This is a genomic window from Sphingomonas sp. (assembly GCF_031426035.1).
In the GTDB taxonomy this organism is placed as follows: domain Bacteria; phylum Pseudomonadota; class Alphaproteobacteria; order Sphingomonadales; family Sphingomonadaceae; genus Sphingomicrobium.
The window spans coordinates 26,180-51,598 of sequence record NZ_JANPKO010000006.1 but is presented as its reverse complement, the minus strand read 5'-3'; the positions used below and the strand labels follow the sequence as shown (position 1 = coordinate 51,598).

Sequence of the window (25,419 nt, the reverse complement as noted above, 5' to 3'; positions counted from 1 at the left end):
CCTAGCATTGCCGTCGGCTGGGTGGAACTCGCCGGGACACCCGCGCGCTACGCAGCGATGGACGAACCCCTCGATTGCCTGATCATCGGCGGCGGCCCGGCCGGGCTGACCGCCGCCATCTACCTCGCCCGCTTCCACCTCGCGATCCGCGTCATCGACGCCGGCAAGAGCCGCGCGGCGTGGATCCCGTGCAGCCACAACCATGCCGGCTTCCCCGACGGCATCAGCGGCAAGGAGCTGCTCGAGCGGATGCGCGAGCAAGCGCAGAAATACGGCGCGAGAATCGAAACCGCGCGGGTCACCAAGCTGGAGAAATGCGACGGCCTGTTCGCCGCCGAATGGGGCTCGGGCGAGGTCAAGGCACGCTCGGTGCTCCTGGCCACCGGAGTTACCAACCGCCGACCGCCGATGGACGAGGTGCTCCACGACGACGCGCTGGCCCGCGGGCTGATCCGCTACTGCCCGATCTGCGACGGCTATGAAGTGACCGACAAGAAAGTCGGCGTGATCGGCTCGGGCAAGGGTGGGGTCGGCGAGGCGCTGTTCCTGCGCGGCTATACCGCCGACGTGACGCTGATCGCGCCGGACAAGGCGCTGGTCGTCTCGGCCGAAGATCGCAAGCGGCTCGAGGATGCCGGGATCAACACCGTCGACGGCCCGGCAGAAGCGGTGGCGATCGACCACGACCTGATCGTGGTCGACACCGCCGAGGGCCACTACACCTTCGACAGCGTCTATCCCGCGCTCGGCTCGGACACCCACACCCAGCTCGCCGAAATGGTCGGCGCGGACTTGAGCAACGACGCGTGCATCAAGGTCGACAGCCACCAGCGGACCAGCATCGGCGGGCTCTATGCGGCGGGCGACGTGGTCCTCGGTCTCGACCAGATCAGCCACGCGATGGGCGAAGGCGGGGTGGCGGCGACCACCATCCGCAACGACCTCGCCAGCGAGCGGCCGATCTTGCGGGCGCCAGCCGAAGCCTAGTTGGCCGTTTCGGGCGCTTCCTTGCCGAGGCCGTCGACCAGCGAATCAAGCTGCTTGTCGCACCCTTTCTCGATCAGGGTCTGCGCCGCTCCGACCGGGTCGGTGGGGGTCGCCGCGAGGGTGACGAAGCTGACCGAGGTCGGCTCGCTGGCCCCGCTCCAGTCGAGCTCATATTGGGCGCCGTCGACCACCGGCAGTGTCGCCGGCCACGGCACGGTCAGGCGCCCGGCCGCCCAGTCGACCGTCTGCTCCGTGCCGCCAGGGCCCTTCAGCGTGACCGTGGTCGCCTCGTCCGCGGTCGGCCGCCACAACATCAATTTGGCGGGGTCGGCGATGCACACCTTGCCGCTCGACTGCACGTCGACGTCCCACGGGCTGGGGTTTTCCGGCAAGTCGCCGGCGCGCAAAGCGCCGAAGCGCGAGCGGCGGTTGGCCGCCATCGCCAGTTGGGCGCGGCCCGACGAAGCGGCCGAAAACGTGCCGGGCCCGCGCAACGTGCGCGTGCTCTTGGCGGTCAGCAGGGTCAGCGAATCGCCGGCCTGCAGCTCGATCTTGGCAGTGTCGGCTAGCGTCTTGCCGGCCGGGTAGGATTTCGCCGACGGCCCGGTCGAGCGGACCACCACCACGGCCGCGGCGGCGCTGGTCGCCCCCAGCAGCAGGCTCGCGCCAACCGAAACAAGCGTCATCTTCATGCTGCGTGCGATCATCTGGGCCTCCCGTCGATCGCGCCGCCCCGGCAGCGCGCGAGCCTGGTATCGAATGCGTCCTATCGAAAGCGTCGAGTCCCGCCTGTGAGGGCGCGGGAGCGGCAAATTATGCTTATGCGTCAACATGGTCAACCGCCGCTTAACCGGCGTGCCAGTTCAGGCCATGCGCGTCACCTCACTTGTGCGCCGCCGCCGGCGGAACCGTCGCGGTGGCGTCGTCGAGCCGCCCTTCGAGTTCGCGGATTCGCTGCTCGTGGCGCGCGATCAATTGCTCGACCTCGCGCTCGCGGCCCTCACGGCGGGTGACTATCTTGATCGCCCGCGCGACCGGGTCGGCGACTTCCTCCAATGCCTCACGCTCGTCCTTGCCGAGGTTCGAACCATCGGGGCGCGGGCCGACCAGCAGCCAGCCGAGCGATTCATTGGCGCCGTGGGTGATACGCAGCGGAATGCGCACCGGGAACAAAGTGTCGGGTCCCTCGGCGGCGGTGTCGGCGAGCCCGGCCTCGTTGCTCGCGCGCCATGCCTCGAGCTCTTCAGGGCGAACCCCGCGCATGCTCGCGACCTGACCGCCGATGGCGACCGCCAGCCGGGTGGTGCGGACGCCCGACTGGATCCGCGCCAGCACTTCTTCGAGCAGTTCGTGGAGCGAGGCGGTGACGCGCATGTCGCGCACACATTCGGGCAGATCGTCGCGCAGCGCGACCAATTGCCGCTGGAAGCGCCGCTCGGACCAGCGCTGGATGCGCTCCTGCGCCGGGCTGACCAGGATTGTGGCGAGCGCGGCGGCGAAGATCGTCGGCCCCGACCCGGCATCGCGTCCGAGCAAATTGAGGGCGAGTTCCTTGACCCCTTCCGAGGTCGCCGCGAACACTCCGCCGATGATCAGGGTGACCAGGGCAAAGGTCGCCGAGCGGCTGATCACCACCTCGGCGTCGTACAGCCTGAAGCGCAGCAGCGCGATGAGGATGCCCATCTGTAGGCAGAGGAAGGCGATGCCGAACGAAAAGCCGCCGAGCACCTCGAGCGTCAGCAGCTTGCCGAACGAGCCGACCCCTGGCTTGAACAAATCGGCGATGGTCGGGACGGCGAGGAACAAGGCGTAGCCGGAGAAGCCGAACAGCGCCCATTTGAGCTGCTGGCGGGCATCCCCCGACGCGGTGTTGCGCAGCCGCAGCAGCAGCAAAGCCACCGCCGCGGTGATCAGCAGCATGAACATTAGGCGGTAGAGGTCGCCCTGGAGAAACAGTAGCACCGGCAGGAGTGCCGCCAGGCCGACCACGATGCGCGGACGCAATTGCCCGAACGGGAACAGCAAGATGCCGAGCAGCAGCAGGATGTTGCCGCAGTCGTAGAGCAATTGATGGAGCGGCTGGGGTACCTTTAGCACATTGATCAGGAAGGCGAATGACGGCTGCTCTGAGGCAATTGTGAGGAGGATCGCCAGCGACAGGATCGAGCTGACCAGGTCCTCGGGCTTGCGGCGGTGGAGGATCCACGCCGCGAACAGCAGGAACGGGTAAGTTAGCACGTGGAGCAGGTCGAAAATGTTGAGGAACCAGGTTGGCAGCCCGAGCCCGCGCGCGCCCTGCTCGATGTGACGCTCGCTGCTGGCGGCGGTGAACTCGCGTATCGCACCATCGGCGCCGCGCAGGCGCAACCGCACTTCCTCGCCGTCCGCGCCCTGGATCACCGCGCCGAACAATTCATAGTCCTGGTCGGTGGCGTCGTTGGGCCGCGCCATGCCGCGTTCGGAGATCGGTACCACCTTGGCGACCGGAGCGCCGTTGATGGCGATGATGTCGTCGCCCGGCTGGACCCCCGCCGCGCGCGCCGCGTCGCCGACCGGGAAGCGGACATTGGTAAGGTCGTAATCGGACAGCGCCAGTCCGACCCGGCTGCCGAGCACCAGCGCCAAGTTCTGGCTTGCGGTGGTCAGCCGGTACCAGGTGCCAATGGCCGGCCCCAGCACCGCCAGCAGCAGCGCCGGAATCCACACCAGCTGGAACAGTTTGAGCCACGGCTGCTTGAGGTCGGGGATGCGCTCCGGCAGCCTCAGGCGCGACGGCTGCAATGCGGTGCCGGGCTGAACGGACTCCACTGCCATTTCCACCGCGCCCCCGCTGTACTCGTGGGCCGTGCATAGCATGGCGCGGGCCGCCGTTCAGCCCATTTGAACAATCGCGGTTAAGCAGGAGCGGTTAAGCGAGAAATTCAGGGTCGAGGACGATGCGCTGGTCGCCCTCGAGGTCGGCGATCCCCGGTCTGAACGGGATTAGCGAACGCCGCCCGTCCGCGCCCTCGATCTCGAGCAGGTCGCCGGCGCCGAAATTCTCCACCGCGACGACCGAGCCGCGCGCCGCGCCGTCCCGATCGACGCACGGCAGCCCGATAATATCCGCGTGGTAGAATTCGCCCGGCCCAAGCGGCGGCAGCGCGGCGCGGTCGACCTCGACCAGCGATCCCCGCAAGGCCTCGGCCGCACTGCGGTCGGCGACTCCCTCGAAGCGCGCCACCGCGCCCTTGGCGTCGGGCCGCAGCGTTGCCAGCGCCAATTCGTTGCCGCCGACGAACAATCGCTTGTGCGCGGACAGGCTGGCGGCGCTCTCGGCGAACAGCTTCAAGCGCACCTCGCCCCTGACGCCATGGGCGCCGGCCACCGCCGCGAGCGCGATGCGCTTGCCGTGTGCGGTGGCCGGCGCGGCCAAGACCTATTCGGCCTTTTCGGCGTGCTCGGCGCCTTCGGCGGGGGCGGCCTCGTCGGCGCCTTCGGCCGGCGCGTCGGTCGACTCGCCCTTGATCTCGGCGTCCGATGCCGGGGTCGCTTCCTCGGCCGTTGCTTCCTCTGCAGCGGGAGCTTCCTCTGCAGCGGGAGCCTCCTCGGCAGCGGCTTCTTCGACCACCGGCGCCTCGGCGCCGGCTTCCTCGGCGACAACTTCCTCGGCGGCGGGAGCCTCCGCGGCGGTCACGTCCTCGGCAGGCGCTTCCTCAGCAGCCGGAGCCTCTTCAGCCACCACTTCCTCGACCGGCGGCGCGGCGGCGGCGGCGGCCTTGGCTTCCTCGGCCTCGGCGGCCTTGGTCGCCTGCGCCTCGACGCGCTCCTTGGCCTTCTCGCCCGGCTCGCCCTTCTTGGGATTGTTGCGCGCAGCACGCTCCTTGATCCCGGCGGCGTCGAGGAAGCGCAGCACGCGGTCCGACGGCTGGGCGCCGACCGACAGCCAGTGCGAAATGCGCTCGCCGTCGAGTTTCACGCGATCCGGCGAATCCTTGGCCAGCAGCGGATTGTAGGTACCGAGCTTCTCGATGAAGCGCCCGTCGCGCGGCGCGCGGCTGTCGGCGACGACGATGCGATAGTACGGCCGCTTTTTCGCGCCGCCCCGGGTCAGTCTGATTGCAAGTGCCATTTTTCTATTCCTTTTCGTGGATTACATTATTTCTTTGAAAACTTATCGAAACCAGGCGGGAGATTGAACTGGGCGCCGCCGCCGAGCCCCGGCAGGGCCGGCCCTCCGCCGCCGCCAAAACCTCCGGGCAAGGCGCCCGCCGCGCCCCCGAGCGCGCCCTCGAGCCCGCCCTTGCCGAACATCGCGGCGAGCTTGCCCAAGCCCCCCATCTTTTTCAGCCGTTTCATCATCCCGGCCATTTCCTGGTGCATCTTGAGCAGTTTGTTGACCTCCTGGACGGTGGTCCCGCTGCCCTTGGCAATGCGGATCTTGCGCTTGGCGTTGATCACCTCGGGCCGCGCGCGCTCCTTTGCGGTCATCGACGACAGCATTGCCTCGAGATGGACCAGCGCTTTCCCGTCCTGCGCCTTGTCCATCGCGCCCTTCATGCCCTTGAGCCCCGGCATCATGCCCGCGAGTGCGCCGAGCCCGCCCATGCGCTTCATCTGGTCGAGCTGGGCGCGCAGGTCGTCGAGGTCGAACTTGCCCTTGGCCATCTTGGCCGCGAGCTTTTCGGCATCCTCTATCTTGATCGTTTCGGCGGCGCGCTCGACCAGGCTGACGACGTCGCCCATGCCGAGGATGCGCCCCGCCACGCGGCTCGGGTGGAATGCCTCGAGCGCGTCGATCGCCTCGCCGGTACCGGCGAACTTGATAGGCTGCCCGGTCACCGCACGCATGGACAGCGCGGCGCCGCCGCGCGCATCGCCGTCCATGCGGGTGAGGATCACCCCGGTCAGCGCGACTTCGGCGGAAAAGCCCTTGGCGACGTTGACCGCGTCCTGCCCGGTCAGGCTGTCGACCACCAGCAAGGTCTCGACTGGGCGCGAAGCGGTCGCCACCGCCTTCATCTCGCCCATCAGCGCGTCGTCGACATGCAGGCGCCCGGCGGTGTCGAGCAGCACCACGTCATAGGCCTGCAGCCGCGCCGCCTGCAGCGCCCGCGCCGCGATCTCGACCGGCGGCTGGCCGGCGATCACCGGCAGCGTGTCGACCCCGGCCTGGCGCCCGAGCACCGCAAGCTGCTCCTGCGCCGCCGGCCGCGCGACGTCGAGCGATGCCATCAGCACTTTCTTGCGCTCGCGCTCGGTGAGGCGCTTGGCGAGCTTGGCGGTGGTGGTCGTCTTGCCCGAGCCCTGCAGCCCGACCATCATGATCACCGCGGGCGGATTGACGTCGAGGTTGAGCTCGCTGGCTTCCGATCCGAGCATCTCGACCAAGGCGTCGTGGACGATTTTGACCACCATCTGGCCCGGCGTGATCGAGCGCAGCACTTCGGCGCCGACCGCTTTTTCGGTCACCTGGTCGACGAAATCGCGGGCGACCGGCAGCGCGACATCGGCTTCGAGCAGCGCCACGCGGACCTCGCGAAGCGCGCCGCGCACGTCGGCCTCCGAGAGCGCACCGCGCCCGCGAAGCTTGTCGAACACGCCGCCGAGCCGGTCGCTCAGACTGTCGAACATCCCAATCTCCTCAACGATGCCAGGCCCGTCCGGGGATCCCAAACGCGATTGCGCCGGCGAACGAAACCTCGTTGGCCGGCGTGCACCCATGGGCGCTTAACATCGATGTATTGTCGAAAACGACGCCGAGGCGCATAGCCGTTGAGCGACTATCAAGCAAGCCGCGCAGATCCCACCGGACGGGGAGCGCAATATGAGGCCAGCTTCAAGCGATATCATGCTTGTCCGTTATGACCCGGTGCCGAGCAGCATCGGCATGCCAGCCCAAGCATTCGACCCGATCACGCGCCAGTTCTTGCTCGAGGCCGGCATCGCGCCGGGGATGCGGGTGCTCGAGTTTGCGAGCGGTTCCGGCGAATTGACCTTCATCCTCGCCGACTTGGTCGGACCCGAGGGCCAGGTCGTCGGGCTGGAGGAATCCGAGCAGGCAGTCCTCCTTGCCCAGGGCATTGCCGACACGCGAGGGATCGAGCAGGTGCAGTTCGTCAATGCCTCGGTCAATGACGGGATTCCGCCGGACCAGATGTTTGACGCCGTGGTCGGCAGGCTTGTCCTGATGTACCTGCCGGACCCGGCTGCCGTCCTCGCCGAGCTCGCCGACCATGTGACGCCCGGCGGCCTGGTCGCGTTTCAGGAAATCGACCTGACCGCGGGCAAGACCGTGCCCCCGGTGCCGCTGGTCGACCAGGCGCTCGGCTGGTTGCGAGAAACCTTCAAGCGGGCCGGTATCGACATCGGCATGGGGCCCAGGCTCCACAGCCTGTTTCAGGAGGTCGGCCTGCCCGCGCCGGACATGCGGCTCGGGGCCGAGATTGGCGGCTATCTCAGCGCAGGTCCGGGACTGCTGACCAATTCGCTGCGCGTGATGCTGCCGTTGGTCGAGGCGCTCGAGGTCGCGACCGCCGAGGAAATCGAGATCGACACGCTCGAACTGCGCATTCGCGAGCGTCTCGAGAAAGCCCAGGCAATCATGTCCAGCCCGGAAATCATCGGCGCCTGGGCACGCATCCCGGGCTCGCCTTCGCCGGCATGACGTCGGTCGCGGCCCCTGCCGTCTGCCCCTCGCTAGACTCGGCTCCTGCCGCTCCCTAAGTCACGCGCCGATGACGCGGCGGTTCGACAAGATGCACGGGCTTGGCAATGATTTTGCCATTTTCGACGCGCGCCAGGAGCCGCTCGCCATGCCCGAGCCCCTCGCCCGCGCCATCGCCGACCGCCGCACCGGCATCGGCTGCGACCAATTGATCGTGCTCGAACCCTCGCAAACCGCCGACCTGCGCATGCGCATCTGGAACCATGACGGCGGCGAGGTGCAGAGCTGCGGCAACGCCGCGCGCTGCGTCGTCGCGCTGACCGGGGCCAAGACCATCGAGACCGGCGGCGGGATCGTCACCGGCGGCGCGGCCGGCAGCGAGATCGAAGTCACCCTCGGCGAGCCCAAATTCGCCTGGGACACCATTCCCCTCTCCTATCCGATGGACACCGACGCCATCCCGCTCGGCTGGGGGCCGCTCGAAAAGCCGATGGCGCTGTCGGTCGGCAACCCGCATTTGATCTTCTTCGTCCACGACGTCGACGTCATCGCGCTCGACGGGCTCGGCCCGAGTATCGAGCACGACCCCGCTTTCCCCGAGCGGATCAACGTCAACTTGGCCGCGGTTCAGCCCGACGGCAGCCTCAAATTGCGCACATGGGAACGCGGCGCCGGGCTGACGCTGGCGTGCGGCACCGGCGCTTCGGCGACCGCGGTGGCGGCGATCAAGTCCAAGCGGGTGACCTCGCCGGTCAAAGTCGCGATGCCGGGCGGCGCGGTGAGCGTGGCGTGGGCGCCGGGCGAGGAAATCCGCATGGTCGGCGCCGCCACCCATGTGTTCAGCGGCGAGATCGACCTGGGAAAACTGTCTTGAGCGTCGATACCGTGACGCTCGGCTGCCGCCTCAACTTCGCCGAAAGCGAGGCGATCAAGCGCACCGCGCCGGCGGGCGCCGACTGGCTGGTCATCAACAGCTGCGCGGTCACCAACGAAGCGGTTCGCCAGACCCGCCAGGCGATCCGCCGTGCTCGTCGGCAACGCCCGAGCGCGCGGATCGTGGTGACCGGTTGCGCGGCGCAGCTCGACCCCACCGCATTCGCCGCGATGCCCGAGGTCGACGAGGTGCGCACTCGCGATTTCGCAGCCCCGCTGACCGTCGCCGCCGGCTTCCGCAGCCGCGTGCGCAGCTTCGTCGCGGTGCAGACCGGGTGCGACCATCGTTGCACGTTCTGCACCATCTGGACTGCGCGCGGGCCGAGCCGCTCGCTGCCGTTCGCGGCGGTGCGCGACGCGGTCGCCGCCGAGCTTGATGCGGGCGCGGCCGAGATCGTTCTGACCGGGGTCGACATCACCAGCTACGAAGGTGGCCTCGGCCCGTTGGTCGAACGGCTGCTGCGCGAGCTTCCGCAACTGCAGCGCCTGCGCCTGTCGTCGCTCGACAGCATCGAGATCGACGACACATTGTTCGCGCTGATCGCCGGCGAGCCGCGCCTGCTGCCGCATTTCCATCTCTCGCTGCAGGCCGGCGACGACATGATCCTGAAGCGCATGAAGCGCCGCCACGGCCGCGCCGATGCGGTGCGCATGGTCGAGCGGATCAAAGCCGCGCGGCCCGACGCGACGATCGGCGCCGATCTCATCGCCGGCTTTCCCACCGAAACTGAGGATATGGCCGACAACACACTGCGATTGCTTGACGATTGCGACATCGTTGCCGCGCACGTTTTTCCCTTCTCGGCTCGGAGTGGGACCCCCGCAGCGCGTATGCCGCAGCTCGATCACGCGACAATCAAGGCCCGCGCGGCGCGGCTCCGTGAACAAGCGGCGGAGCGCCGCTCGGCGTGGCTGCACACGCTGGTCGGGACCAATCAGCGCGTGCTGATCGAGAACAATGCCAAGGGCCATAGCGACGGCTTCGCGCCGATAACCATTCCGGGCACCGTGCGCGGCGACAACGGCCTGGCCCGCATCGTGGCCATCGACGGCGACCATCTGGTCGGGGCGTGGGCATGAGCTGGCTCGACCGCCTGCGCGGCGGCTTTTCCAAGACCGCCGCCGTCGTCAGCGAAAACATCGCCGGCCTCGCCACCAAGGCCGCGCTCGACACCTCGACCCTCGACGATATCGAGGAGGCGCTGATCGCCTCCGACCTCGGCCCTGCGGCGTCGAAGCGCATCCGCGAAGCGATCGCCGCCAAGCGCTTCGAGCAGCTCGACGAGCGCGGCCTCCGCACCATTCTCGCCGAGGAGATCGAGAAGATCCTCGCGCCCGTCGCCAAGCCATTGGAAGTGTGGGGCTTCCCCCGCCCCCACGTGATCCTGGTGATCGGCGTCAACGGCTCGGGAAAAACGACCACCATCGGCAAGCTCGGGCACTGGCTGAAGGAGCAGGATTATGGCGTGCTGCTCGCCGCCGGCGACACTTTCCGCGCCGCTGCGATTGAGCAATTGCAGATCTGGGGCCAGCGCATCGGCGCGCCGGACATTTCGGGCCAGGAAGGCGGCGACGCGGCCGGAATCGTGTTCGACGGGGTGCGCCAGGCGACCGAAACCGGCATCGACGCTTTGATCGTCGACACCGCCGGGCGGCTGCAGAACAAGACCCATTTGATGGACGAATTGTCCAAGATCCGCCGCGTATTGGGCCGCCTCAACCCCGAAGCGCCGCACGACGTTCTGCTCGTGCTCGACGCCACCACCGGCCAGAACGGGCTGGCGCAAGTCGAGGTTTTCAAGGAGTTGGCCGGTGTGACCGGATTGATCATGACCAAATTGGACGGCACCGCGCGCGGCGGGGTGCTGGTCGCCGCGGCCGAGCGGTTCGGGCTGCCGATCCACGCCATCGGGGTCGGCGAGCAGGCCGACGACCTGCGCCCGTTCGACCCCCGCGCGGTCGCGCGCGCCATCGCCGGGCTGCCCGAATGACCGCGCACACCGAACCGCAAGGCGGCTCGCGCCTGCTCATCGACCTCGGCCCATTGCTGGTGTTCTTCCTCGTCAATTTCCTCGCCCCGGTCCCTGACGCGGCGCGGATTTTCGTCGCGACCGGTGCTTTCATGGTGGCGATGGTCGCCGCGATGCTGTTCTCCTACGTCCGCTACAAGCGCATCTCGCCCTTGCTGTGGTTCTCCGGCGTGATGGTGGTGGTGCTCGGCGGGCTGACCATCTGGCTCCACAACGAGACCTTCATCAAATTGAAGCCGACGATCTATTATCTGTTCGTCGCGGGCCTGCTCGGCTTCGGCCTCGCCACCGGGCGGCCGTTGCTGAAAGCGGTGCTCGGCAGCACCTACCCCGGGCTCGACCCGCCTGGATGGGTCAAATTGACCCGCAACTGGGCATTGTTTTTCGTCTTCATGGCCGCGCTCAACGAGGCAGTGTGGCGCAACAGCTCGACCGAATTCTGGGTCGGCTTCAAGCTGTGGGGGGCGATTCCCCTCACCTTCCTGTTCGCGCTCGCAAACGTACCGATGCTGATGCGCCACGGCCTCGCCCGCGACGACGCCGCGCCGGCCGAGCCCGGACCTGTTGAATGAGCGACAACATCCTTTCCATCCGCGGCCTGCGCAAAGCCTATGCGTCGGGCACCGAGGCGCTCAAGAGCGTCGACCTCGACATTCGTCGCGGCGAGATTTTCGCCCTGCTCGGCCCCAACGGCGCGGGCAAGACGACTTTGATCAACATCGTGTGCGGCATTGTCACCGCGTCGGGCGGCACCGTGCTGGTCGACGGCAAGGACTGGCGCAGCGACTATCGCGCCGCTCGCGCCCGCATCGGCTTAGTCCCGCAGGAACTGACCACCGACGCCTTCGAGCCGGTGATCTCCACCGTCAGCTTCAGCCGCGGGCTGTTCGGCAAGCCCCGCGACCCGGCCAAGATCGAGGCGATCCTCCGCGACCTTTCGCTGTGGGACAAGCGCAGCACGATCATGAAGGAGCTGTCGGGCGGCATGAAGCGCCGGGTAATGATCGCCAAGGCGCTCGCCCACGAGCCCGACATCCTGTTCCTCGACGAGCCGTCGGCCGGGGTCGACGTCGAGCTGCGCCGCGACATGTGGGAGATGGTCCGCCGCCTGCGCCGCGACGGCACCACCATCATCCTCACCACCCATTACATCGAGGAAGCCGAGGAAATGGCCGACCGCGTCGGGGTCATCGCCAAGGGCGAGCTGATCCTGGTCGAGGACAAGGCCGAGCTCATGAAGAAGCTCGGCCGCAAGGTGCTCCACCTCCAGCTGACCGAGCCGCTGACCGCGGTGCCCGCCGCGCTCGCCGAGTGGCGCCCCGCGCTGAGCGATGACGGCGCCACCCTGACCTACGAGTTCGACGCCAAGGCCGAGCGCACCGGAATCCCCTCGTTGCTCACCGCGATGCGCGACGCCGGGATATCGTTCAAGGACCTCGACACCAAGCAGTCGAGCCTCGAGGACATCTTCGTCACCCTCGTCCACCAACCCAGGAGCGCGGCATGAACTGGCGCGGCATTCTCGCCATCTACCGCTTCGAAATGCACCGCTTCGCGCGCACGCTGTGGACCGGGCTCGCGGTGCCGGTGATCACCACCTCGCTCTATTTCGTGGTGTTCGGCGCCGCCATCGGCAGCCGCATGAGCGAGATCGGCGGGGTGCCCTACGGCGCGTTCATCGTCCCCGGCCTGATGATGCTGTCGCTGTTCACCGAGAGCATCTTCAACGCCAGCTTCGGCATCCACATGCCGCGCTTCACCGGGACCATTTACGAAATCCTCTCGGCGCCGCTGTCGGCGCTCGAAACCGTGCTCGGCTATGTCGGCGCGGCGGCCACCAAGTCGATCGTGGTCGCGTTGGTAATCCTCGCCACCGCGCATCTGTTCGTGCCGCTCGAGATCGACCACCCGTTCCTGATGTTGATCTATCTTCTGCTGGTCGCCGCGACCTTCTGCCTGTTCGGCTTCATGGTCGGGGTGTGGGCCAAGGGGTTCGAGCAGCTCCAGGTCATCCCACTGCTGATCGTCACCCCGTTGACCTTCCTCGGCGGCGCCTTCTACTCGATCGATATGCTGGCCGAGCCGTGGCGCTCGATCACCTTGTTCAACCCCGTGGTCTACCTCATCAACGGCTTCCGCTGGACCTTCTTCAGCACGGCCGACGTCGCCTTCGGCACCGCGCTGGCAGCGACGCTCGGGTTCTTCCTCGCCTGCCTCGCCGGCGTCGCGTGGATTTTTCGCACCGGCTATCGCCTCAAGCAGTAGCTTCCTTTTCGCGCGCGGCGGTGGCCGGCTGGTCGGCGCGTTCGGAACCCTTGCCGTCGAGATTCTTGGCGACGAACTCCCAGTTGACGATGTTCTTGAGCACCGCCGCCGCGAACTTCGGCCGCTCGTTGCGATAGTCGATGTAGTAAGCGTGCTCCCACACATCGAGCGTAAACAACGGCACCAGCCCGTGCACCAGCGGAGTGTCGGCGTCGTGCAATGACGTCACCTTCAATGTCTCGCCATCGAGCACCAGCCAGCCCCAGCCGTTGGAAAAATGCTCGGTGCTTTCGGTTCCCAGCTTCTCCAGTAGTGCGTCGACCGAGCCGAAATCGCGCTCGATCCGCTGCGCCAGTTTGCCCTCCGGCTTCTGCCCCTGCGCCGGCGTCAGGCATTGCCAGAAGAAGCTGTGGTTCCATAGCTGCGCGGCGTTGTTGAACAGCTTCTTGTCGCCCTTGCCCTTGGCCGCCTTGACCACTTCGACCAGCGACTTGCCCTCGAGCCCGGCCTTGGTCGCAAGGTCGTTGGTCTTGGTCACGTAGGCGCGGTGGTGCTTGCCGTGATGGAACTCGAGCGTTTCGGCCGACATGTGCGGCGCCAGCGCGTCCTTGGCGTACGGCAAATCGGGCAGCGTGAAAGGCATGGCGGTTTCCTGTCCGCGAGGGGGATCACGGCATCAACGACGCGGCCCCCGCCTTGCTCCGCCGATCGCCCGCAAATCCTTGCGGTAAGCCGCCGCTTCGCCCTAGAAGCGCGGCCAACGGAGTTGCTGTCGAACAGGGGACAATGACATGGGCAAGCTGCTCGAGAATCTGAACATCACTTTGGGTATCGGGCTGGCGCTGGCGCTGGCGCTGATGGCCGGGGTTCACGCCGAGATCATCAGCGCCGAGGCGGTGCTGCGCTGGCTCCACGTGTTCTTCGGGGTCGTGTGGATCGGCCTGCTCTACTATTTCAACTTCGTGCAGATCCCGACCATGCCGGCGATCCCCGCCGAGCTGAAACCCGCGGTAAGCAAGCATATCGCCCCCAACGCTCTGTTCTATTTCCGCTGGGGCGCCGCCTTCACCGTGCTGACCGGCGCACTGCTCGCGTGGGTCAAGAACTACCTGGTCGAGGCGCTGACCCTGCAGGACGGCTTCGAGCTGATCGGGATCGGCATGTGGCTGGCGCTGATCATGGCGTTCAACGTGTGGTTCATCATCTGGCCCAACCAGCAGCGCGCGCTCGGCCTGGTCGAGGCCGACGATGCGTCCAAGGCTAAGTCGGCGCGCACCGCGATGCTCGCCTCGCGCACCAACACCGCGCTGTCGATCCCGATGCTGTACGCGATGGCGACCTACCAGACGCTTGGAAGCTAGGCTGCGCTATCCTGCAGCCTGTGGCGCTTCAGCGCATGGCGCAGCTGGTCGTAGCTGAGGCCGAGCGCGGCGGCGGTGGCGCGCTGGTTGAAACGGTTGCGCGCCAGCGCGTCCTCCAGCAGCGACCGCTCGTAAGCGGTGACGGCGCCGCGGAAATCGCTCGCCAGCTCGCCAGCAGCGGGCGGCAGGAGCGCGGCTTCGGTCGCCGCCGCCGGCTCGGCCGACGGCACGAACCCGCCGGACGCTGGTGCCCACGGCGACGCGAACGGGTCGAACTGGATCTGGTCGATCGGGCGCTCGGGGTCTTCGGCGCGATACACCGCGCGTTCGACCACATTGCGCAATTCGCGCACATTGCCCGGCCACGGATAGGCCTCGAGGTCGGCCAGGGCGCGGTCGGAGAAACCGGGCCAGTTGTTCCATTCGAGCTCGACCGCCATGCGCCGCCCGAAATGGTCGATCAGCAGCGGCACGTCGCCGCTCCGCGCGCGCAGCGGGGGCAGCGTCACCACCTCGAACGACAGCCGGTCGAGCAGATCGGCGCGGAACTTGCCGCGGTCGACCAGCCCCGGCAAATTCTCGTTGGTGGCGGCGACGATCCGCACGTCGACGTTGATCGGCTTGGACGCGCCGATCCGCGTCACCTCGCCATATTCGACCGCGCGCAGCAGGCGGTCCTGCGCGGGCGACGACAAGGTCGCCAATTCGTCGAGAAACAAGGTGCCGCCGTCGGCCTCCTCGAAGCGCCCGTGGCGAGTCTTGGCGGCGCCGGTAAAGCTGCCCGCCTCGTGCCCAAACAGCTCGGCCTCGATCAGATTTTCGGGGAGCGCGGCGCAGTTCATCGCCACCAGCGGCCCGGCCCAGCGCCCCGACAGATGGTGCAGCCGCTCGGCGATCAATTCCTTGCCCGTCCCGCGCTCGCCGATCACCAATACCGGGCGGTTGAGTGGCGCGGCGCGGCTCGCGCGCTCGACCGCGTCGAGAAAGGCCAGGCTTTGCCCGACGAACTGATTGCCCCGCTCCATCGCGTCCCGCTCAAAAATCTGACCGACAGTTGGTGGTAAACCCCACCTCTTGGCAAGATATTTCGGTCATCTAAGCGGCGGAAGAACGGGGTTTTGCCGGAATTCCGTCGCTCCCTGAAGGCTGGCACGGCTCTTGAATAGGAAATGGCGTACAGGGCCCTGATTACGACGACCGGAGTATTAGAATGGGTATCTTCAGCCGCACACGCGACATTTTCGCGGCGAACATGACCGAATTGCTCGACCGTGCCGAGGACCCGGCGCGGATGATCCGCATGATCATCCTCGAGATGGAAGAGACGTTGGTCGAGGTGCGCGCCTCGGCCGCGCGCTCGATCGCCGACGGCAAGGAAATGCGCCGCCATCTGGCGCGGCTCGAGGAACTGCAGGCGAGCTGGACCGAGAAGGCCGAGCTGGCCTTGTCCAAGGACCGCGAGGACCTCGCCAAGGCGGCGCTGGTCGAGCGCCAGAAGGCGGCCGACATGGCGGCCGGGCTCAAGGAGGAGATCGCGGTCATCGCCGACACCCTCAAGAGCTACGAGATCGACATCGCCAAGCTGCAGGGCAAGCTGCGCGAGGCGCGCGCCAAGCAGAATGCGGTCAGCGTCCGCCTCGAGAGCGCGGTGACGCGGGCCCGGGCGCGCGAAGTGATGAACGGCAGCCGCACCGAGGACGCCTTCTCGCGCTTCGAGATCCTCGAGCGCCGCGCCGACTTCGCCGAGGGCCGCGCCGACGCGCTGGGGATGACCGGGCCGAAGAGCCTCGAAGAAGAGATCGCCGAGCTCAAATCGTCGGAAAAAGTCGACGCCGAGCTGGAAGCCATGAAAGCGGCCCGCGCCGCCAAGGGGGAATAGAAGTTTATGGCCGAAGAATTCATGGGCATGCTGATCGGCGGGCTCGCCATCATCACATTGTTCATCGGGCTGCCGTGGTTGATTTTCCACTACGTCACCAAATGGAAAACCGCCGCCACGCTGACCGGATCGGACGAGAAATTGCTCGACGAGCTGCATGACGCCGCGCGCCGGCTCGACGACCGGCTGTGCACGATCGAGCGCATCATGACCGCCGAAAACCCCAACTGGCGTCAGAACTGCCTGCCCGGCGAGGGCGCCGGCCAGCGCCTCCTCAGCGAGAGGGACTGACCGATGTCGACGCAACCGCCGAGCCGGACCAAATTCTACCTCGACAAGCACAACGGCAAGATCATGGGCGTGTGCTCGGGGATCGCCGACTACACCGGGTTCGACGTGACGTTGATCCGGGTGATGATGGTCGCCGCGATCCTGATGAGCAGCCTGGCCATCCTCCCGCTCTATTTCATCACCGGCTGGGTGGCCGACAAGAAGCCGCGCGAGCTGGCCGTCGAGGACCGCGAGCAGCAGCAGTTCTGGCAGAGCGTGCGCGCCTCGCCGGCGCGCACCGCGCGCGACATCCGCAGCCGCATGCGCGACATCGACCGCCGCTTGGCCGACATCGAGAGCTACGTCACCACCGAAAACCGCACGCTGGCGCGCGAAATCGAGCAATTGCGCTAGGCGCATCAACCCAAGTATCTGGGGGAACGTATGGAATTTCCATTTGAAACATTCGCGCCGGTGGCCGCGATCATCGGGATTTGCGCGGTCGTCGGCTGGGTCATCACGACCTGGCTGAGGGTCAAGCACGGCTACCCGCTGGAGAGCTCGTGGGGGATTCCGATCCACCCCAGCAGCGACAAGGAATCGATCGAGCGGATCAAGCTTTTGACCGGCGAGAACGCGCAGTTGCGGGCCGAGCTGGGGGCTGTCAAAGATCGCCTCGAAACCATCGAGCGGATCGTCACCGACCAGCCGTCGCGGCTGGCGCGCGAGATCGACTCGCTGACGTTCGACAAGGGAGGCAATGCGTAATGGACGGTCCCGCCAACGTCTTCATCGCGCTGATCGTCGTCGGCCTGCCGGTGATTCTGTTGATGATTATCGCCAACCGGTACTTCCGGCTGCGTGAGAAGAAACTGGAGGTTGAGGCCGGCATGGCCGCGGAGAAAGCCGCGCAATATGCGTCGCGCAGCCACGACCTCGAGCAACGCGTGCGGGTCCTCGAGCAGATCGTCACCGACGGCGGCGCGCAGACCGCAGCCCAGATCGAGGCGCTGCGTGACGCGCCCCGCATCGAGACCGGAGAGAAAGTGCAATGAACCCGTTTGAAATGGTCGCGATCATCGTCGTCGCGGTGATGATCGCGTCGGTGCTGCGGGCGAAATACTCGCACCGCCGCCGACTGCGCGACATCGACCCGGTCGAGCAGGCCGAGACGCTTCGCCTCAAGGACGAGGTCAAGCAGTTGAAGGAGCGGCTGCACGTGCTCGAGCGGATCGCCACCGACAAGGAAAACAGCCTGGCGCGAGAGATCGAGGAGCTGCGCGACCGCTAGAAGCGCAGCGGGCTGCCTGCTAGGCGGGCGCGATGACGGCCCTGCCCTCCCTTGACGACATTTTCGACGAATATGAGCTGCTCGACGGCGAGGACCGCTATCGCCAGCTGATCGACCTCGGCCGCCTGCTCGAGCCGATGCCCGAGGCGCTCAAGACCGAGGCGACCAAGGTGCGCGGCTGCTCCGCCTCGGTGTGGGTCTATCCCACCGTGACCCCCGACGGCCGCCTCCATTTCCTCGCCGTCAGCAATGCCGCGATTACCAAGGGCGTGGTCGCGCTGGTGCTGGCGGCAGTGCAGGATAAGCCCGCGGCCGAGGTCGCCGACATGGATGTCGCCGCCGCGCTCGCCCGCTTCGAGCTGGCGCGGCACCTCAGCGCCAACCGCACCCAGGGCGTGCCGAACATGATCGCGCTGGTCCGGCAGACCGCGCAGCGGCTGGCCGCGTGATGGTCGAAACTGCCGCCGGGTTCGACGTCGAACGCTTCTTTCAGCTTGCGCGCCAGATCGGCCACGGCCGCGCGCTCGGCATGGAGTTCGTTGCCGCCGGCCCCGACTGGACCGAGCTCCGCCTGCCGTGGCGCGCCGAGCTGGTCGGCGCCCCCGCCACCGGTGTGCTGGCAACCGGCGCGGTGGTCAGCCTGATCGACACCGCCAGCGGTTGTGCGGTGTGGACCAGCCTCGGCCGTTTCGAGCCGATCGTCACCATCGACCTCAGGATCGACTACCTCCGCCCGGCGGTGAAGGGCGAGACGGTGTTCGCGCGCTGCGAGTGCGTAAAATTGACCCGTCAGGTCGCGTTCGTGCGCGGGGTCGCCCACGGCGGCGACCCGGCGCGGCCGATCGCCTACAGCTCGGGCACCTTCATGCTCCGCGCCTAGCGGCGGTCTCGCGCTGCCGCTCGTCGGCCTTGCGCAGGACGTCGTACGCGGCCTGGATCTGCTGGAAGCGCTTGGCCGATTCGGCGTCGCCCGGCTTCAAGTCGGGGTGGTTGGCCTTGGCCAGGCGGCGATAGGCGGCCTTGACCGCGGTGAAGTCGGCATCGGCGTCGAGCTCGAGCGCATCCAATGCACGCATCTCGTCGCGGCTGCGGCTGCCGTCGCCCGGCCCGCCCCAGCCCCAGTGCGGCGATTGGCGGAACCCCGACGCGTCACGCGCCTCGTCTGCCTCGCGCGCCGCGGCCGACGCCGGGTCGAGCCCGGCGAAATAATCCCAGCCCTTGTTGTATTCGGCGGCGTGGCTCTCGCAGAAATACCAGCGCTCGGGGCTGTTGGGCGCCTTGGGCGCGGGGCGGTCGCCGGGATTGGTGCAGCCGTGGCGGTCGCACAGCCGGATGCGCGCGGCGTCGCGCGACTTGCCGTACGGCCGCCAGCGCGGGAACCCCCAGTCGTCCGATCGTTTCTGCTTCGCCATACCATCCGAACCTAGGGACGCGGCGGAGTATCCGCCAGTGCCGCGCGACGAAAGAAAATGTCAGAGGGCCTGTAAGCCGGGTTCTGTCCTCCCCCTCGCGGGAGATGGGCGACCATTCCTCTAGGAGGCGGATTGCTCCGCCCCTCCAGCGACCAACCCGGGCGGCGAGCCGGAACAGGCCCGTATGCCACCCCTATTCGGTCTTGCACCCGGTGGGGTTTGCCGTGCCGGGGCCGTTGCCGGACCCGCGGTGCGCTCTTGCCGCACCCGTTCGCCGTGACCGGCCCGAAGACCGGCGGATCGCTTTCTGTGGCACTGTCCCTGAAGCCGTGACCCGAAAGCCGCGGCCCCGCCGGGCGTTACCCGGCACCGTCGTTCCGTGGAGCCCGGACTTTCCTCGGCGAGTTTCCCCGACGCGGCCGCCCGGCCCTCTGACGTCGGCACATATCGGTTATTGCGGGCGCGGCAGCAAGAGCGCGAGCAGTTTCGCCCGGCACTCGCCGTCGATGATGCCGTCGATCAGGTCGGGGCGGAAGCGGCGCTGGAACGCGATCACCGCTTTGTCGGGCTCGGCGAGGTCGTAGCCGAAGCGCTCGAGCGCGAGGAGGAAGGCGGCGTCGGTCCAGAACGGGTCGATCAGGTCGCGGGTCGGGCTCGGCAGCGCCAGCCGACGCCGCGCCAGCGCCTCCCACGGGAACAGCTCGCCGGGGTCTTCCTTGCGCGCCGGAGCGACATCCGAATGGCCGACGACATTGCCGCGGCTGATGCCGTGGCGCTCCTTGATCCGCGCCACCAGCGGGATCAAGGCGGCGATCTGCTCGTCGGGGAACAAGCGGTAGCCGAACTCGTGGCCGGGGTTGACGATCTCGATCCCGACGCTCGCCGAATTGACGTCCGAGGTGCCGCGCCAGCGTGCCTTGCCGGCGTGCCACGCGCGATGTTCCTCATCGACCAGGCGGGTGATCGTGCCGTCCTCGTCGACGCAATAATGCGCCGACACCTTGGCTTCGGGCGAGGTCAGCCGGTCGAGCGCGGCCTCGGCCGTCGGCATGCCCGTGTAATGAAGGACGATCATCGACACCGGCAGCTTGCGCTCGTCGAAATTGGGCGAAGGGCGCTCGATCATGTCCATCGCCGCGCATGGCGCACCAGCTTGGGCGCGAGGTCAAGCCCCCCGCGCGGCGCGCGGCCGCGGTGTCTCGGCGGCGGGGTCGCTGAGCCGGTAAAAGCCGCGCGCCGCGCTGTCCGAAACCAGCCGGTCGGTCTGGCCGATGACAGTCTCGCCGGCGCCGAGCATCAGCCACCCATCGGGCGCCATCGCCGACGCCAGCCGGTCGAACGCCAGCGCCTTCTTCTCGGCGCACAGGTAAAGCAAAACGTTGCGGCACAGCACGATGTCGAAGTCGCCCGGGTGCGGCGGCGGCTCGAGCAGATTGTGGACTTGGAAGCGCACCGGGCGGCGCACCGCCTCGACCGCGCGCCAGGCGTCGCCGGTTTCCTCGAACCAGCGGATGGTCTGCTGGATGCCGAGCCCGCGCTGGACCTCGAACTGGGTGTACGACCCCGAGCGCGCGCGGTCGATCGCCGCGCCCGAGACATCGGTGCCGAGGATGTCGATGGTCCACCCGCGCCACGCCGCGGCGTCCTCGGCGAACAGCATCGCCAGCGAATAGGCCTCCTGCCCGGTCGAGCAGCCGGCCGACCAGATGCGGATGCGCTTGGCCGCCTTGCGCCGCTCGGCCAGCACCGGCAGCGCGTGGCGCGCGATGAGGTCGAACGGGGCGCGGTCGCGGAAGAAATAGGTCTCGTTGTTGAGCAGCGCCTCGACCACCTCGCTCGACAGGCCCGGCTCGCTGCCCATGACGAGGATGGTGATCAGTTCGTCGAGGGTGGCGATGCCGCGTGCCCGCAACAGCGACGACAATGCGGTCTCGATCCGCCAGCGGCGGCTCAAGGTCAGTTGTTGTCCGGTGCGGGCTTCGAGGAGACCGGCGAGGATGCGGCTCGAGCTGTCGCTTACCTGCACGTGAAATCTTCCGTGCGCGATGCGATGCGGCGGCCCAATTTGTCCGGCGGCAAGGCCGCGCAGGCGAGGCCGGCGTCGAGCACCGCGCGCGGCATGCCCCACACCGCGCAACTGGCTTCGTCCTGGGCGAGCACCGCGCCGCCCGCGGCGACCAGCCGCGCGGCGCCGTGGACGCCGTCGCGGCCCATGCCGGTCAGCACCACGCCCATCGCGCCCGCGCCGTACAGCGCGCCGGCCGATTCGAGCATCGGATCGACCGACGGCATGCACCCGCTCAGCGCGGGATCGTGGGTCAGCCGCACCGCGGCGCCGTCGCCGGCTGCCACCACCGTCAAATGGGCGTCGCCGGGGGCAATCACGATGCGGTCGGGGGCGAGCAGCATGCCGTCCTCGGCAACCACCGCCTCGCGCTTGGCGGTCATCGCCAATTGCCGCGCGAACACCGGCATGAACGGGGTGGGAAGGTGCTGGGTGACCAGGATCGGCACGCCGATCCGCGCCGGCAGCGCCTTGAACAGGCCGTTGAGCGCGTGAATGCCGCCGGTCGAAGCGCCGATCGCGAGCAAGGCGAGCGGGTCGGACGGCATCGCGCGCAGCGGCCCGCCGCGATACGGCGCCATGACCTGCGGCTCCGGCGCGGCGACGTCATCGGCGAAACCGAGCGCCTTGAGGCGCGCGATCAGGACCTCCGAGAACCGGCCATGGAAGCGGCCGGTGCCTGGCTTGGGCAAGGCATCGGTCGCACCCAGCGCGAGCGCGGCGACGGTATGCTCGGCGCCCTCGTTGGCGAGGCTCGACACGATCATCACCCGCGCCCCGCCCGCCGCGGCGAGAATTTTCGGAATTGACTTGAGGCCACCAACGCCAGGCATCTCGAGGTCGAGCAGGATGGTGTCGACGCGCACCGTCCGCAATGCGTCGAGCGCATCCTCGGCGCTGGCCGCGACGGCGGCGATCTCGAAGCAGTCGTCGGTTTCGATCATCCGCGACAGCACGGCGCGGGCGACGATCGAATCGTCGACCACCATCAGCCGGATGCGGCGGTGATTGCGGCGGGGTGGTCCTCGTGGGTCCCGCGTCGTGGCGAGCGCCCGCTCCATGCCGGGGGGCTCAGGCGACGCCGACGAGCTGAAGCTTGATGTGCAGCGTCTCGCGGTCGAACGGCTTCATGACATATTCGTCGGCCCCCGCCTCGAGCGCGGCGCGGATGTGCGCCATGTCGTTCTCGGTGGTGCAGAACACGACCTTGGGCTGGTCGTTGTGGCCCCGCTGGCGGAGCAGGCGGAGGAATTCCATTCCGCTCATCACCGGCATGTTCCTGTCGAGCAGGACGACGTCGGGCATCCGGGCTTCGCAGCGGGTCAGCGCCTCGCGCCCGTCACCGGCTTCCTCGACTTCGAATTCGTGCGTTTCGAGGATGTGGCGGGCGACTTTGCGAATGACCTTGGAGTCGTCGACGATCAGACAGGTTTTCATGCTTCTCATATTCCCGCTTGGCTTGGCCTGAGGCTATAGATGGCAACAGTAACGAAGAGCTTAAGCCGCCTTGGCCTCGGCGCCGCTGACCAGCGCCGCGACATCGACCAGCAGCAGCGGCCCACTTTCGGTCTCGACCATGCCGGCCGACGCGCGCTCCCACCCGGGGGCCATCGCCGCGCGCACCGGGACCGGGTCGGACAGCGCCTCCACCACGTCTTCGACCACGTCCACGATCAGCGCGTAATGATGGCCGTCGATCTCGACCACCGCGGCCTCGCGGATGCCGCTCGGGCGGTCGCTTGCGCCGAGCTCCAGCGAGCGCCTGCAGTCGACCACGGTGAGCACCCGGCTGCGCAACGCCGACAGCCCGGCGATATGCGGGGCGGCGCGCGGCACCGGGATCAATGTATCGAGCTCGACCACCGATTCGACCGCGGCGGCGGGCAGCGCGACGCGCTCCCCGGCGATCGTCACGACCAGCAACAAGTCGCTCATCGTCCCCTCCCCGCGCCGGCCGCCTTGAGCGCCATCAGCAGGCCCGCTCGGTCGTAGCGGTAGATGCTGTTGTCCTTGGCGCCGGCGGCGTCCGGCTCGGCGCGCAAGACGATGGTCTTGCCGCCCTTGGCCTTGGTCGCCTTGCTGCCTTCGGCGGTGATGACCAGGTCCGCGTCGCATTTGTCGCTCTCGTCGACCACGCGGTACCCGGCCGCCTCGACGATCGGCCGCAGCATGTTCTGCATCCACGGGTCGCCGCCCGGCAGGCGGCACACCAAGCGGTCCGCCGCGGCCGGCGCGGCCGGGCCGGCGAAATGGGCGAACAGCCAATGGGCGTCGAGCAGCTCGGCCGGCTCGCCGGCGATCAGGGTCACGCCGCTGACCTCGCCCGGGCACTCCGCGGAAATGACGTCATGCTCGATCGCGGCGAGGTCGATCACCTCGGCGAACGCATAAGCGATTTCCTGCACCCCGTCGTTGAGGCGGAACAGGCGCACCTTGCCGTCCGGCAGCGGACCGGCGGTCCCGCCGAGCGGCAGGATGGTCGAGCCGAGCTGGACGCGGAGTTGCCCGGCACCGGGCTTGATCGCCGCGGCGGGGACCTCTTCGATGCGGTCGACGACCGCCAGCCGCAGCGCGCGGCGGCCACCGTCGAGGCCGCGGAACAGCAGGACCGGGGTGGCCGCTGCGACCGGGGCGAAATCGAGGTCCTCGACGATCCGCGCGGCGCGTTCCTGCGCTTCGAGCTTGACGCCGCCGACCAGCGCCAGCCCGGCGGGGTCGAACAGCAGGATCGGGCTGCCGTCGTCGGCCAGCGTGGTGCCGGCGTACAGCCCGGTCGCCATCACCGCCGGCGCGGCGGGCTTGACCACCAGCTCCTCATGGTCGTGGATCTTGTCGACCGCGAGGGCATAAACATCGCCGCCCGCCGGGCGCAGCACGATCAGCGTGCGCTCGTCGTCGGCCAGTGCGCTGTCGAGGCCGAGGATGTCGGCCAGCGCGACTTCGGGGACGCGGCGGCCGCGGATCGTCGCGACCCCTGCCCCGCCGACTTGCTCGAGGGTGACGGACTCGCCGTTGGCGCGGACGATCTCCTCGATCGCCGAGCGCGGAATCGCGAAATGCTGGGCGCCGATCGACACCGTCAGCGCGGGGATGATGGTCAGCGTCAGCGGCACGCGCAGGGTCATGCGGGTGCCTTCGCCGGGGCGGCTGTCGACCTCGACGATGCCGCCGATGCGCTCGACGTTGGAGCGCACGACATCCATGCCGACCCCGCGGCCGGAGATCGAGGTGACTTGCTTGGCGGTCGACAAGCCGGCCTCGAACACCAGCGCGAGCTGGTCGCGCGGGGCAAGCGCGGCGGCGGCCTCGCTGTCGAGCAGCCCGGCGGCGAGCGCTTTCTCGACCAGCTTGTGGCCATCGATGCCGCGGCCGTCGTCTGCGATGTCGATCAGGATTTGGTTGCCGGACTGGCGCGCGGACACCGCGAGAATGCCGATTTCGCGCTTGCCCGCCTTCAATCGCTCGGCCGGCAGCTCGATGCCGTGGTCGACCGCGTTGCGGATGATGTGGGTCAGGGGATCGCGGATCATCTCAATCATCTCGCGGTCGAGCTCGACGTCGCCGCCATCGATATCGACCAGCACCTGCTTGCCCAGTTCGGCCGACAGGTCGCGCACCATGCGCGGCAGCGCGACGAACAAATTCTCGATGCGCTGCATGCGGGTGCGGGTGATCGCATCGCGCATCTCGGCGATGATCCCCGACAGTCGCTCGAAGGCGCCGTCGATCGGCACGTCGGTGGGCGATTCGCGCAGGCGGCGGGCGAGCTCGTTGCGCGCCAGCACCATGTCGGACACGCCGCTCATCACGCGGTCGAGCAGCTCGACCGAAAGGCGGATCGTGCGCGGCGCCGCGGCGGCCTTGCCATTGGCTTCGGCGAGCGTGGCGGCGACCGGTGCCGCCGCTGTTTCCGCGCCCGGCGCGAGCGCGGCGATCAGGGCATCGTCACCGCCGTCGCGAAACTCTTCGCCGGCATCGATCGCGGCGATCATTTCACCAATGCGGTCGATCACCGCGAGAACCGCGCTGACCAGCGGCGCGTCGGACCGGCGGCGACCGGCGCGGACATCGGCCAGCGCATCCTCGGCGGCGTGACTGAGCGCTTCCAGGCGCGGGAAATCGAAGAAGCCGCAATTGCCTTTGACGGTGTGGACGAAGCGGAAAATGCTGTCGAGGCGGGCGCGGTCGTCGGGCGCGGCCTCCCACGCCACGATCTCGCCGCCGAGCGCTTCGAGCATCTCGCGGCATTCGGCTACGAAATCGGCAATCAAATCGTCCAT

30 protein-coding genes, 1 other RNA gene and 1 pseudogene are annotated in these 25,419 nt (G+C 68.1%); 17 read left to right on the top strand and 15 right to left on the bottom strand.

The window, feature by feature from the left end; translation table 11 throughout:
- Positions 1 to 57 precede the first annotated feature (57 nt).
- Positions 58 to 987 (top strand): NAD(P)/FAD-dependent oxidoreductase, encoded by a 930-nt coding sequence (locus tag RMP08_RS00640; protein WP_310467007.1) that lies wholly within the window; start codon positions 58 to 60, stop codon positions 985 to 987.
- On the opposite strand, the gene RMP08_RS00635 is transcribed toward RMP08_RS00640, so the two are convergent.
- From RMP08_RS00635 to ffh, 5 genes and pseudogenes are all read right to left on the bottom strand, one after another.
- Complete coding sequence (locus RMP08_RS00635) at positions 984 to 1,694, bottom strand: hypothetical protein (RefSeq protein ID WP_310467006.1); 711 nt, start codon at positions 1,692 to 1,694, stop codon at positions 984 to 986. The two genes, RMP08_RS00640 and RMP08_RS00635, sit on opposite strands and share 4 nt — an antisense overlap.
- A gap of 175 nt (positions 1,695 to 1,869) precedes the next feature.
- A complete protein-coding gene (locus RMP08_RS00630) occupies positions 1,870 to 3,801 on the bottom strand; it encodes a hypothetical protein (RefSeq protein ID WP_310467005.1) in 1,932 nt (643 codons plus the stop codon).
- A gap of 94 nt (positions 3,802 to 3,895) precedes the next feature.
- On the bottom strand, positions 3,896 to 4,402 hold the full coding sequence (gene rimM / locus RMP08_RS00625) for a ribosome maturation factor RimM (RefSeq protein WP_310467004.1): 507 nt from the start codon (positions 4,400 to 4,402) through the stop codon (positions 3,896 to 3,898).
- 234 nt (positions 4,403 to 4,636) lie between these two features.
- Positions 4,637 to 5,098 (bottom strand): annotated as a pseudogene (rpsP, locus tag RMP08_RS00620) (30S ribosomal protein S16); the annotation flags it as partial.
- Between the two features lie 26 nt (positions 5,099 to 5,124).
- The gene (ffh, locus tag RMP08_RS00615) at positions 5,125 to 6,600 is read right to left on the bottom strand and encodes a signal recognition particle protein (RefSeq protein WP_310467003.1); all 1,476 of its coding nucleotides are present in this window, start codon (positions 6,598 to 6,600) and stop codon (positions 5,125 to 5,127) included.
- A 217-nt stretch (positions 6,601 to 6,817) separates the two neighbouring features.
- Here ffh and RMP08_RS00610 point away from each other — a divergent pair, with 217 nt between their 5' ends.
- The 7 genes from RMP08_RS00610 (at position 6,818) to RMP08_RS00580 (ending at position 12,861) form a co-directional block, all read left to right on the top strand.
- Positions 6,818 to 7,633, top strand: coding sequence for a class I SAM-dependent methyltransferase (locus tag RMP08_RS00610; protein WP_310467002.1), 816 nt, complete (start codon positions 6,818 to 6,820; stop codon positions 7,631 to 7,633).
- A gap of 70 nt (positions 7,634 to 7,703) precedes the next feature.
- A complete protein-coding gene (dapF, locus tag RMP08_RS00605; RefSeq protein WP_310467001.1) occupies positions 7,704 to 8,507 on the top strand; it encodes a diaminopimelate epimerase in 804 nt (267 codons plus the stop codon).
- Positions 8,504 to 9,646: a radical SAM protein gene (locus tag RMP08_RS00600; protein WP_310467000.1), complete on the top strand. Its 1,143-nt coding sequence runs from the start codon at positions 8,504 to 8,506 to the stop codon at positions 9,644 to 9,646. The genes dapF and RMP08_RS00600 overlap by 4 nt, the downstream gene beginning before the upstream one ends.
- A complete protein-coding gene (ftsY, locus tag RMP08_RS00595; protein WP_310466999.1) occupies positions 9,643 to 10,557 on the top strand; it encodes a signal recognition particle-docking protein FtsY in 915 nt (304 codons plus the stop codon). Before RMP08_RS00600 ends, ftsY begins: the two co-directional genes overlap by 4 nt.
- Positions 10,554 to 11,168, top strand: a complete 615-nt coding sequence (locus tag RMP08_RS00590) for a septation protein A (protein WP_310466998.1) — start codon at positions 10,554 to 10,556, stop codon at positions 11,166 to 11,168. Before ftsY ends, RMP08_RS00590 begins: the two co-directional genes overlap by 4 nt.
- Positions 11,165 to 12,103: an ABC transporter ATP-binding protein gene (locus RMP08_RS00585; RefSeq protein ID WP_310466997.1), complete on the top strand. Its 939-nt coding sequence runs from the start codon at positions 11,165 to 11,167 to the stop codon at positions 12,101 to 12,103. Before RMP08_RS00590 ends, RMP08_RS00585 begins: the two co-directional genes overlap by 4 nt.
- Positions 12,100 to 12,861, top strand: coding sequence for an ABC transporter permease (locus RMP08_RS00580; protein ID WP_310466996.1), 762 nt, complete (start codon positions 12,100 to 12,102; stop codon positions 12,859 to 12,861). Before RMP08_RS00585 ends, RMP08_RS00580 begins: the two co-directional genes overlap by 4 nt.
- Here RMP08_RS00580 and RMP08_RS00575 read toward each other — a convergent pair.
- Positions 12,851 to 13,504: a superoxide dismutase gene (locus tag RMP08_RS00575; RefSeq protein ID WP_310466995.1), complete on the bottom strand. Its 654-nt coding sequence runs from the start codon at positions 13,502 to 13,504 to the stop codon at positions 12,851 to 12,853. The genes RMP08_RS00580 and RMP08_RS00575 overlap by 11 nt on opposite strands.
- 148 nt (positions 13,505 to 13,652) lie before the next feature.
- Here RMP08_RS00575 and RMP08_RS00570 point away from each other — a divergent pair, with 148 nt between their 5' ends.
- On the top strand, positions 13,653 to 14,222 hold the full coding sequence (locus RMP08_RS00570) for a urate hydroxylase PuuD (protein ID WP_310466994.1): 570 nt from the start codon (positions 13,653 to 13,655) through the stop codon (positions 14,220 to 14,222).
- Here the strand turns inward: RMP08_RS00570 and pspF are convergent.
- Positions 14,219 to 15,247 (bottom strand): phage shock protein operon transcriptional activator, encoded by a 1,029-nt coding sequence (gene pspF / locus RMP08_RS00565; RefSeq protein WP_310466993.1) that lies wholly within the window; start codon positions 15,245 to 15,247, stop codon positions 14,219 to 14,221. The two genes, RMP08_RS00570 and pspF, sit on opposite strands and share 4 nt — an antisense overlap.
- Positions 15,248 to 15,432: 185 nt before the next feature.
- On the opposite strand from pspF, the gene pspA reads away from it, so the two are divergent.
- Genes pspA through RMP08_RS00525 form a run of 8 tightly spaced genes read left to right on the top strand, consistent with a single transcriptional unit; the run spans position 15,433 to position 18,542 of the window.
- A complete protein-coding gene (pspA, locus tag RMP08_RS00560; RefSeq protein WP_310466992.1) occupies positions 15,433 to 16,101 on the top strand; it encodes a phage shock protein PspA in 669 nt (222 codons plus the stop codon).
- A 6-nt stretch (positions 16,102 to 16,107) separates the two neighbouring features.
- Positions 16,108 to 16,392 (top strand): envelope stress response membrane protein PspB, encoded by a 285-nt coding sequence (gene pspB, locus RMP08_RS00555; RefSeq protein ID WP_310466990.1) that lies wholly within the window; start codon positions 16,108 to 16,110, stop codon positions 16,390 to 16,392.
- Between the two features lie 3 nt (positions 16,393 to 16,395).
- Positions 16,396 to 16,785 carry an envelope stress response membrane protein PspC gene (gene pspC / locus RMP08_RS00550; protein ID WP_310466989.1) on the top strand — a complete coding sequence of 130 codons (390 nt, stop codon included), beginning with the start codon at positions 16,396 to 16,398 and terminating at the stop codon, positions 16,783 to 16,785.
- 30 nt (positions 16,786 to 16,815) lie between these two features.
- Entirely contained in the window at positions 16,816 to 17,139 is a 324-nt protein-coding gene (locus RMP08_RS00545; RefSeq protein ID WP_310466988.1) for a hypothetical protein, read from the top strand.
- A complete protein-coding gene (locus tag RMP08_RS00540; RefSeq protein ID WP_310466987.1) occupies positions 17,139 to 17,426 on the top strand; it encodes a hypothetical protein in 288 nt (95 codons plus the stop codon). Before RMP08_RS00545 ends, RMP08_RS00540 begins: the two co-directional genes overlap by 1 nt.
- Positions 17,423 to 17,662: a hypothetical protein gene (locus RMP08_RS00535; protein ID WP_310466986.1), complete on the top strand. Its 240-nt coding sequence runs from the start codon at positions 17,423 to 17,425 to the stop codon at positions 17,660 to 17,662. Before RMP08_RS00540 ends, RMP08_RS00535 begins: the two co-directional genes overlap by 4 nt.
- Before the next feature lie 41 nt (positions 17,663 to 17,703).
- Positions 17,704 to 18,111: a SufE family protein gene (locus RMP08_RS00530; protein WP_310467024.1), complete on the top strand. Its 408-nt coding sequence runs from the start codon at positions 17,704 to 17,706 to the stop codon at positions 18,109 to 18,111.
- Positions 18,111 to 18,542: a PaaI family thioesterase gene (locus RMP08_RS00525; protein ID WP_310467023.1), complete on the top strand. Its 432-nt coding sequence runs from the start codon at positions 18,111 to 18,113 to the stop codon at positions 18,540 to 18,542. The genes RMP08_RS00530 and RMP08_RS00525 overlap by 1 nt, the downstream gene beginning before the upstream one ends.
- Here RMP08_RS00525 and RMP08_RS00520 read toward each other — a convergent pair.
- The 8 genes from RMP08_RS00520 to RMP08_RS00485 form a co-directional block, all read right to left on the bottom strand.
- Positions 18,526 to 19,074 (bottom strand): J domain-containing protein, encoded by a 549-nt coding sequence (locus tag RMP08_RS00520; RefSeq protein ID WP_310466985.1) that lies wholly within the window; start codon positions 19,072 to 19,074, stop codon positions 18,526 to 18,528. The genes RMP08_RS00525 and RMP08_RS00520 overlap by 17 nt on opposite strands.
- 56 nt (positions 19,075 to 19,130) lie before the next feature.
- An RNA gene (gene rnpB / locus RMP08_RS00515) (RNase P RNA component class A) lies at positions 19,131 to 19,509 on the bottom strand.
- Positions 19,510 to 19,525: 16 nt separating this feature from the next.
- Positions 19,526 to 20,206: an N-acetylmuramoyl-L-alanine amidase gene (locus RMP08_RS00510; RefSeq protein ID WP_310466984.1), complete on the bottom strand. Its 681-nt coding sequence runs from the start codon at positions 20,204 to 20,206 to the stop codon at positions 19,526 to 19,528.
- A 33-nt stretch (positions 20,207 to 20,239) separates the two neighbouring features.
- Positions 20,240 to 21,100, bottom strand: coding sequence for a protein-glutamate O-methyltransferase CheR (locus RMP08_RS00505; protein WP_310466983.1), 861 nt, complete (start codon positions 21,098 to 21,100; stop codon positions 20,240 to 20,242).
- On the bottom strand, positions 21,091 to 22,200 hold the full coding sequence (cheB, locus tag RMP08_RS00500) for a chemotaxis-specific protein-glutamate methyltransferase CheB (protein WP_310466982.1): 1,110 nt from the start codon (positions 22,198 to 22,200) through the stop codon (positions 21,091 to 21,093). The genes RMP08_RS00505 and cheB overlap by 10 nt, the downstream gene beginning before the upstream one ends.
- Before the next feature lie 10 nt (positions 22,201 to 22,210).
- On the bottom strand, positions 22,211 to 22,576 hold the full coding sequence (locus tag RMP08_RS00495) for a response regulator (RefSeq protein WP_310466981.1): 366 nt from the start codon (positions 22,574 to 22,576) through the stop codon (positions 22,211 to 22,213).
- A gap of 60 nt (positions 22,577 to 22,636) precedes the next feature.
- On the bottom strand, positions 22,637 to 23,074 hold the full coding sequence (locus tag RMP08_RS00490; RefSeq protein ID WP_310466980.1) for a chemotaxis protein CheW: 438 nt from the start codon (positions 23,072 to 23,074) through the stop codon (positions 22,637 to 22,639).
- Positions 23,071 to 25,419, bottom strand: coding sequence for a chemotaxis protein CheW (locus RMP08_RS00485; RefSeq protein WP_310466979.1), 2,349 nt, complete (start codon positions 25,417 to 25,419; stop codon positions 23,071 to 23,073). The genes RMP08_RS00490 and RMP08_RS00485 overlap by 4 nt, the downstream gene beginning before the upstream one ends.

Bases quoted from the DNA above. Each gene is read 5' to 3' on its own strand.
- RMP08_RS00640 (WP_310467007.1), top strand. From the start codon at position 58: ATGGACGAACCCCTCGATTGCCTGATCATCGGCGGCGGCCCGGCCGGG.
- RMP08_RS00635 (WP_310467006.1), bottom strand. From the start codon at position 1,694: ATGATCGCACGCAGCATGAAGATGACGCTTGTTTCGGTTGGCGCGAGC.
- RMP08_RS00630 (WP_310467005.1), bottom strand. From the start codon at position 3,801: ATGGCAGTGGAGTCCGTTCAGCCCGGCACCGCATTGCAGCCGTCGCGC.
- ffh (WP_310467003.1), bottom strand. From the start codon at position 6,600: ATGTTCGACAGTCTGAGCGACCGGCTCGGCGGCGTGTTCGACAAGCTT.
- RMP08_RS00610 (WP_310467002.1), top strand. From the start codon at position 6,818: ATGCTTGTCCGTTATGACCCGGTGCCGAGCAGCATCGGCATGCCAGCC.
- dapF (WP_310467001.1), top strand. From the start codon at position 7,704: ATGACGCGGCGGTTCGACAAGATGCACGGGCTTGGCAATGATTTTGCC.
- ftsY (WP_310466999.1), top strand. From the start codon at position 9,643: ATGAGCTGGCTCGACCGCCTGCGCGGCGGCTTTTCCAAGACCGCCGCC.
- RMP08_RS00590 (WP_310466998.1), top strand. From the start codon at position 10,554: ATGACCGCGCACACCGAACCGCAAGGCGGCTCGCGCCTGCTCATCGAC.
- RMP08_RS00585 (WP_310466997.1), top strand. From the start codon at position 11,165: ATGAGCGACAACATCCTTTCCATCCGCGGCCTGCGCAAAGCCTATGCG.
- RMP08_RS00580 (WP_310466996.1), top strand. From the start codon at position 12,100: ATGAACTGGCGCGGCATTCTCGCCATCTACCGCTTCGAAATGCACCGC.
- RMP08_RS00575 (WP_310466995.1), bottom strand. From the start codon at position 13,504: ATGCCTTTCACGCTGCCCGATTTGCCGTACGCCAAGGACGCGCTGGCG.
- RMP08_RS00570 (WP_310466994.1), top strand. From the start codon at position 13,653: ATGGGCAAGCTGCTCGAGAATCTGAACATCACTTTGGGTATCGGGCTG.
- pspF (WP_310466993.1), bottom strand. From the start codon at position 15,247: ATGGAGCGGGGCAATCAGTTCGTCGGGCAAAGCCTGGCCTTTCTCGAC.
- pspA (WP_310466992.1), top strand. From the start codon at position 15,433: ATGGGTATCTTCAGCCGCACACGCGACATTTTCGCGGCGAACATGACC.
- pspB (WP_310466990.1), top strand. From the start codon at position 16,108: ATGGCCGAAGAATTCATGGGCATGCTGATCGGCGGGCTCGCCATCATC.
- pspC (WP_310466989.1), top strand. From the start codon at position 16,396: ATGTCGACGCAACCGCCGAGCCGGACCAAATTCTACCTCGACAAGCAC.
- RMP08_RS00545 (WP_310466988.1), top strand. From the start codon at position 16,816: ATGGAATTTCCATTTGAAACATTCGCGCCGGTGGCCGCGATCATCGGG.
- RMP08_RS00540 (WP_310466987.1), top strand. From the start codon at position 17,139: ATGGACGGTCCCGCCAACGTCTTCATCGCGCTGATCGTCGTCGGCCTG.
- RMP08_RS00535 (WP_310466986.1), top strand. From the start codon at position 17,423: ATGAACCCGTTTGAAATGGTCGCGATCATCGTCGTCGCGGTGATGATC.
- RMP08_RS00525 (WP_310467023.1), top strand. From the start codon at position 18,111: ATGGTCGAAACTGCCGCCGGGTTCGACGTCGAACGCTTCTTTCAGCTT.
- RMP08_RS00520 (WP_310466985.1), bottom strand. From the start codon at position 19,074: ATGGCGAAGCAGAAACGATCGGACGACTGGGGGTTCCCGCGCTGGCGG.
- RMP08_RS00510 (WP_310466984.1), bottom strand. From the start codon at position 20,206: ATGGACATGATCGAGCGCCCTTCGCCCAATTTCGACGAGCGCAAGCTG.
- cheB (WP_310466982.1), bottom strand. From the start codon at position 22,200: ATGGAGCGGGCGCTCGCCACGACGCGGGACCCACGAGGACCACCCCGC.
- RMP08_RS00495 (WP_310466981.1), bottom strand. From the start codon at position 22,576: ATGAAAACCTGTCTGATCGTCGACGACTCCAAGGTCATTCGCAAAGTC.
- RMP08_RS00490 (WP_310466980.1), bottom strand. From the start codon at position 23,074: ATGAGCGACTTGTTGCTGGTCGTGACGATCGCCGGGGAGCGCGTCGCG.
- RMP08_RS00485 (WP_310466979.1), bottom strand. From the start codon at position 25,419: ATGGACGATTTGATTGCCGATTTCGTAGCCGAATGCCGCGAGATGCTC.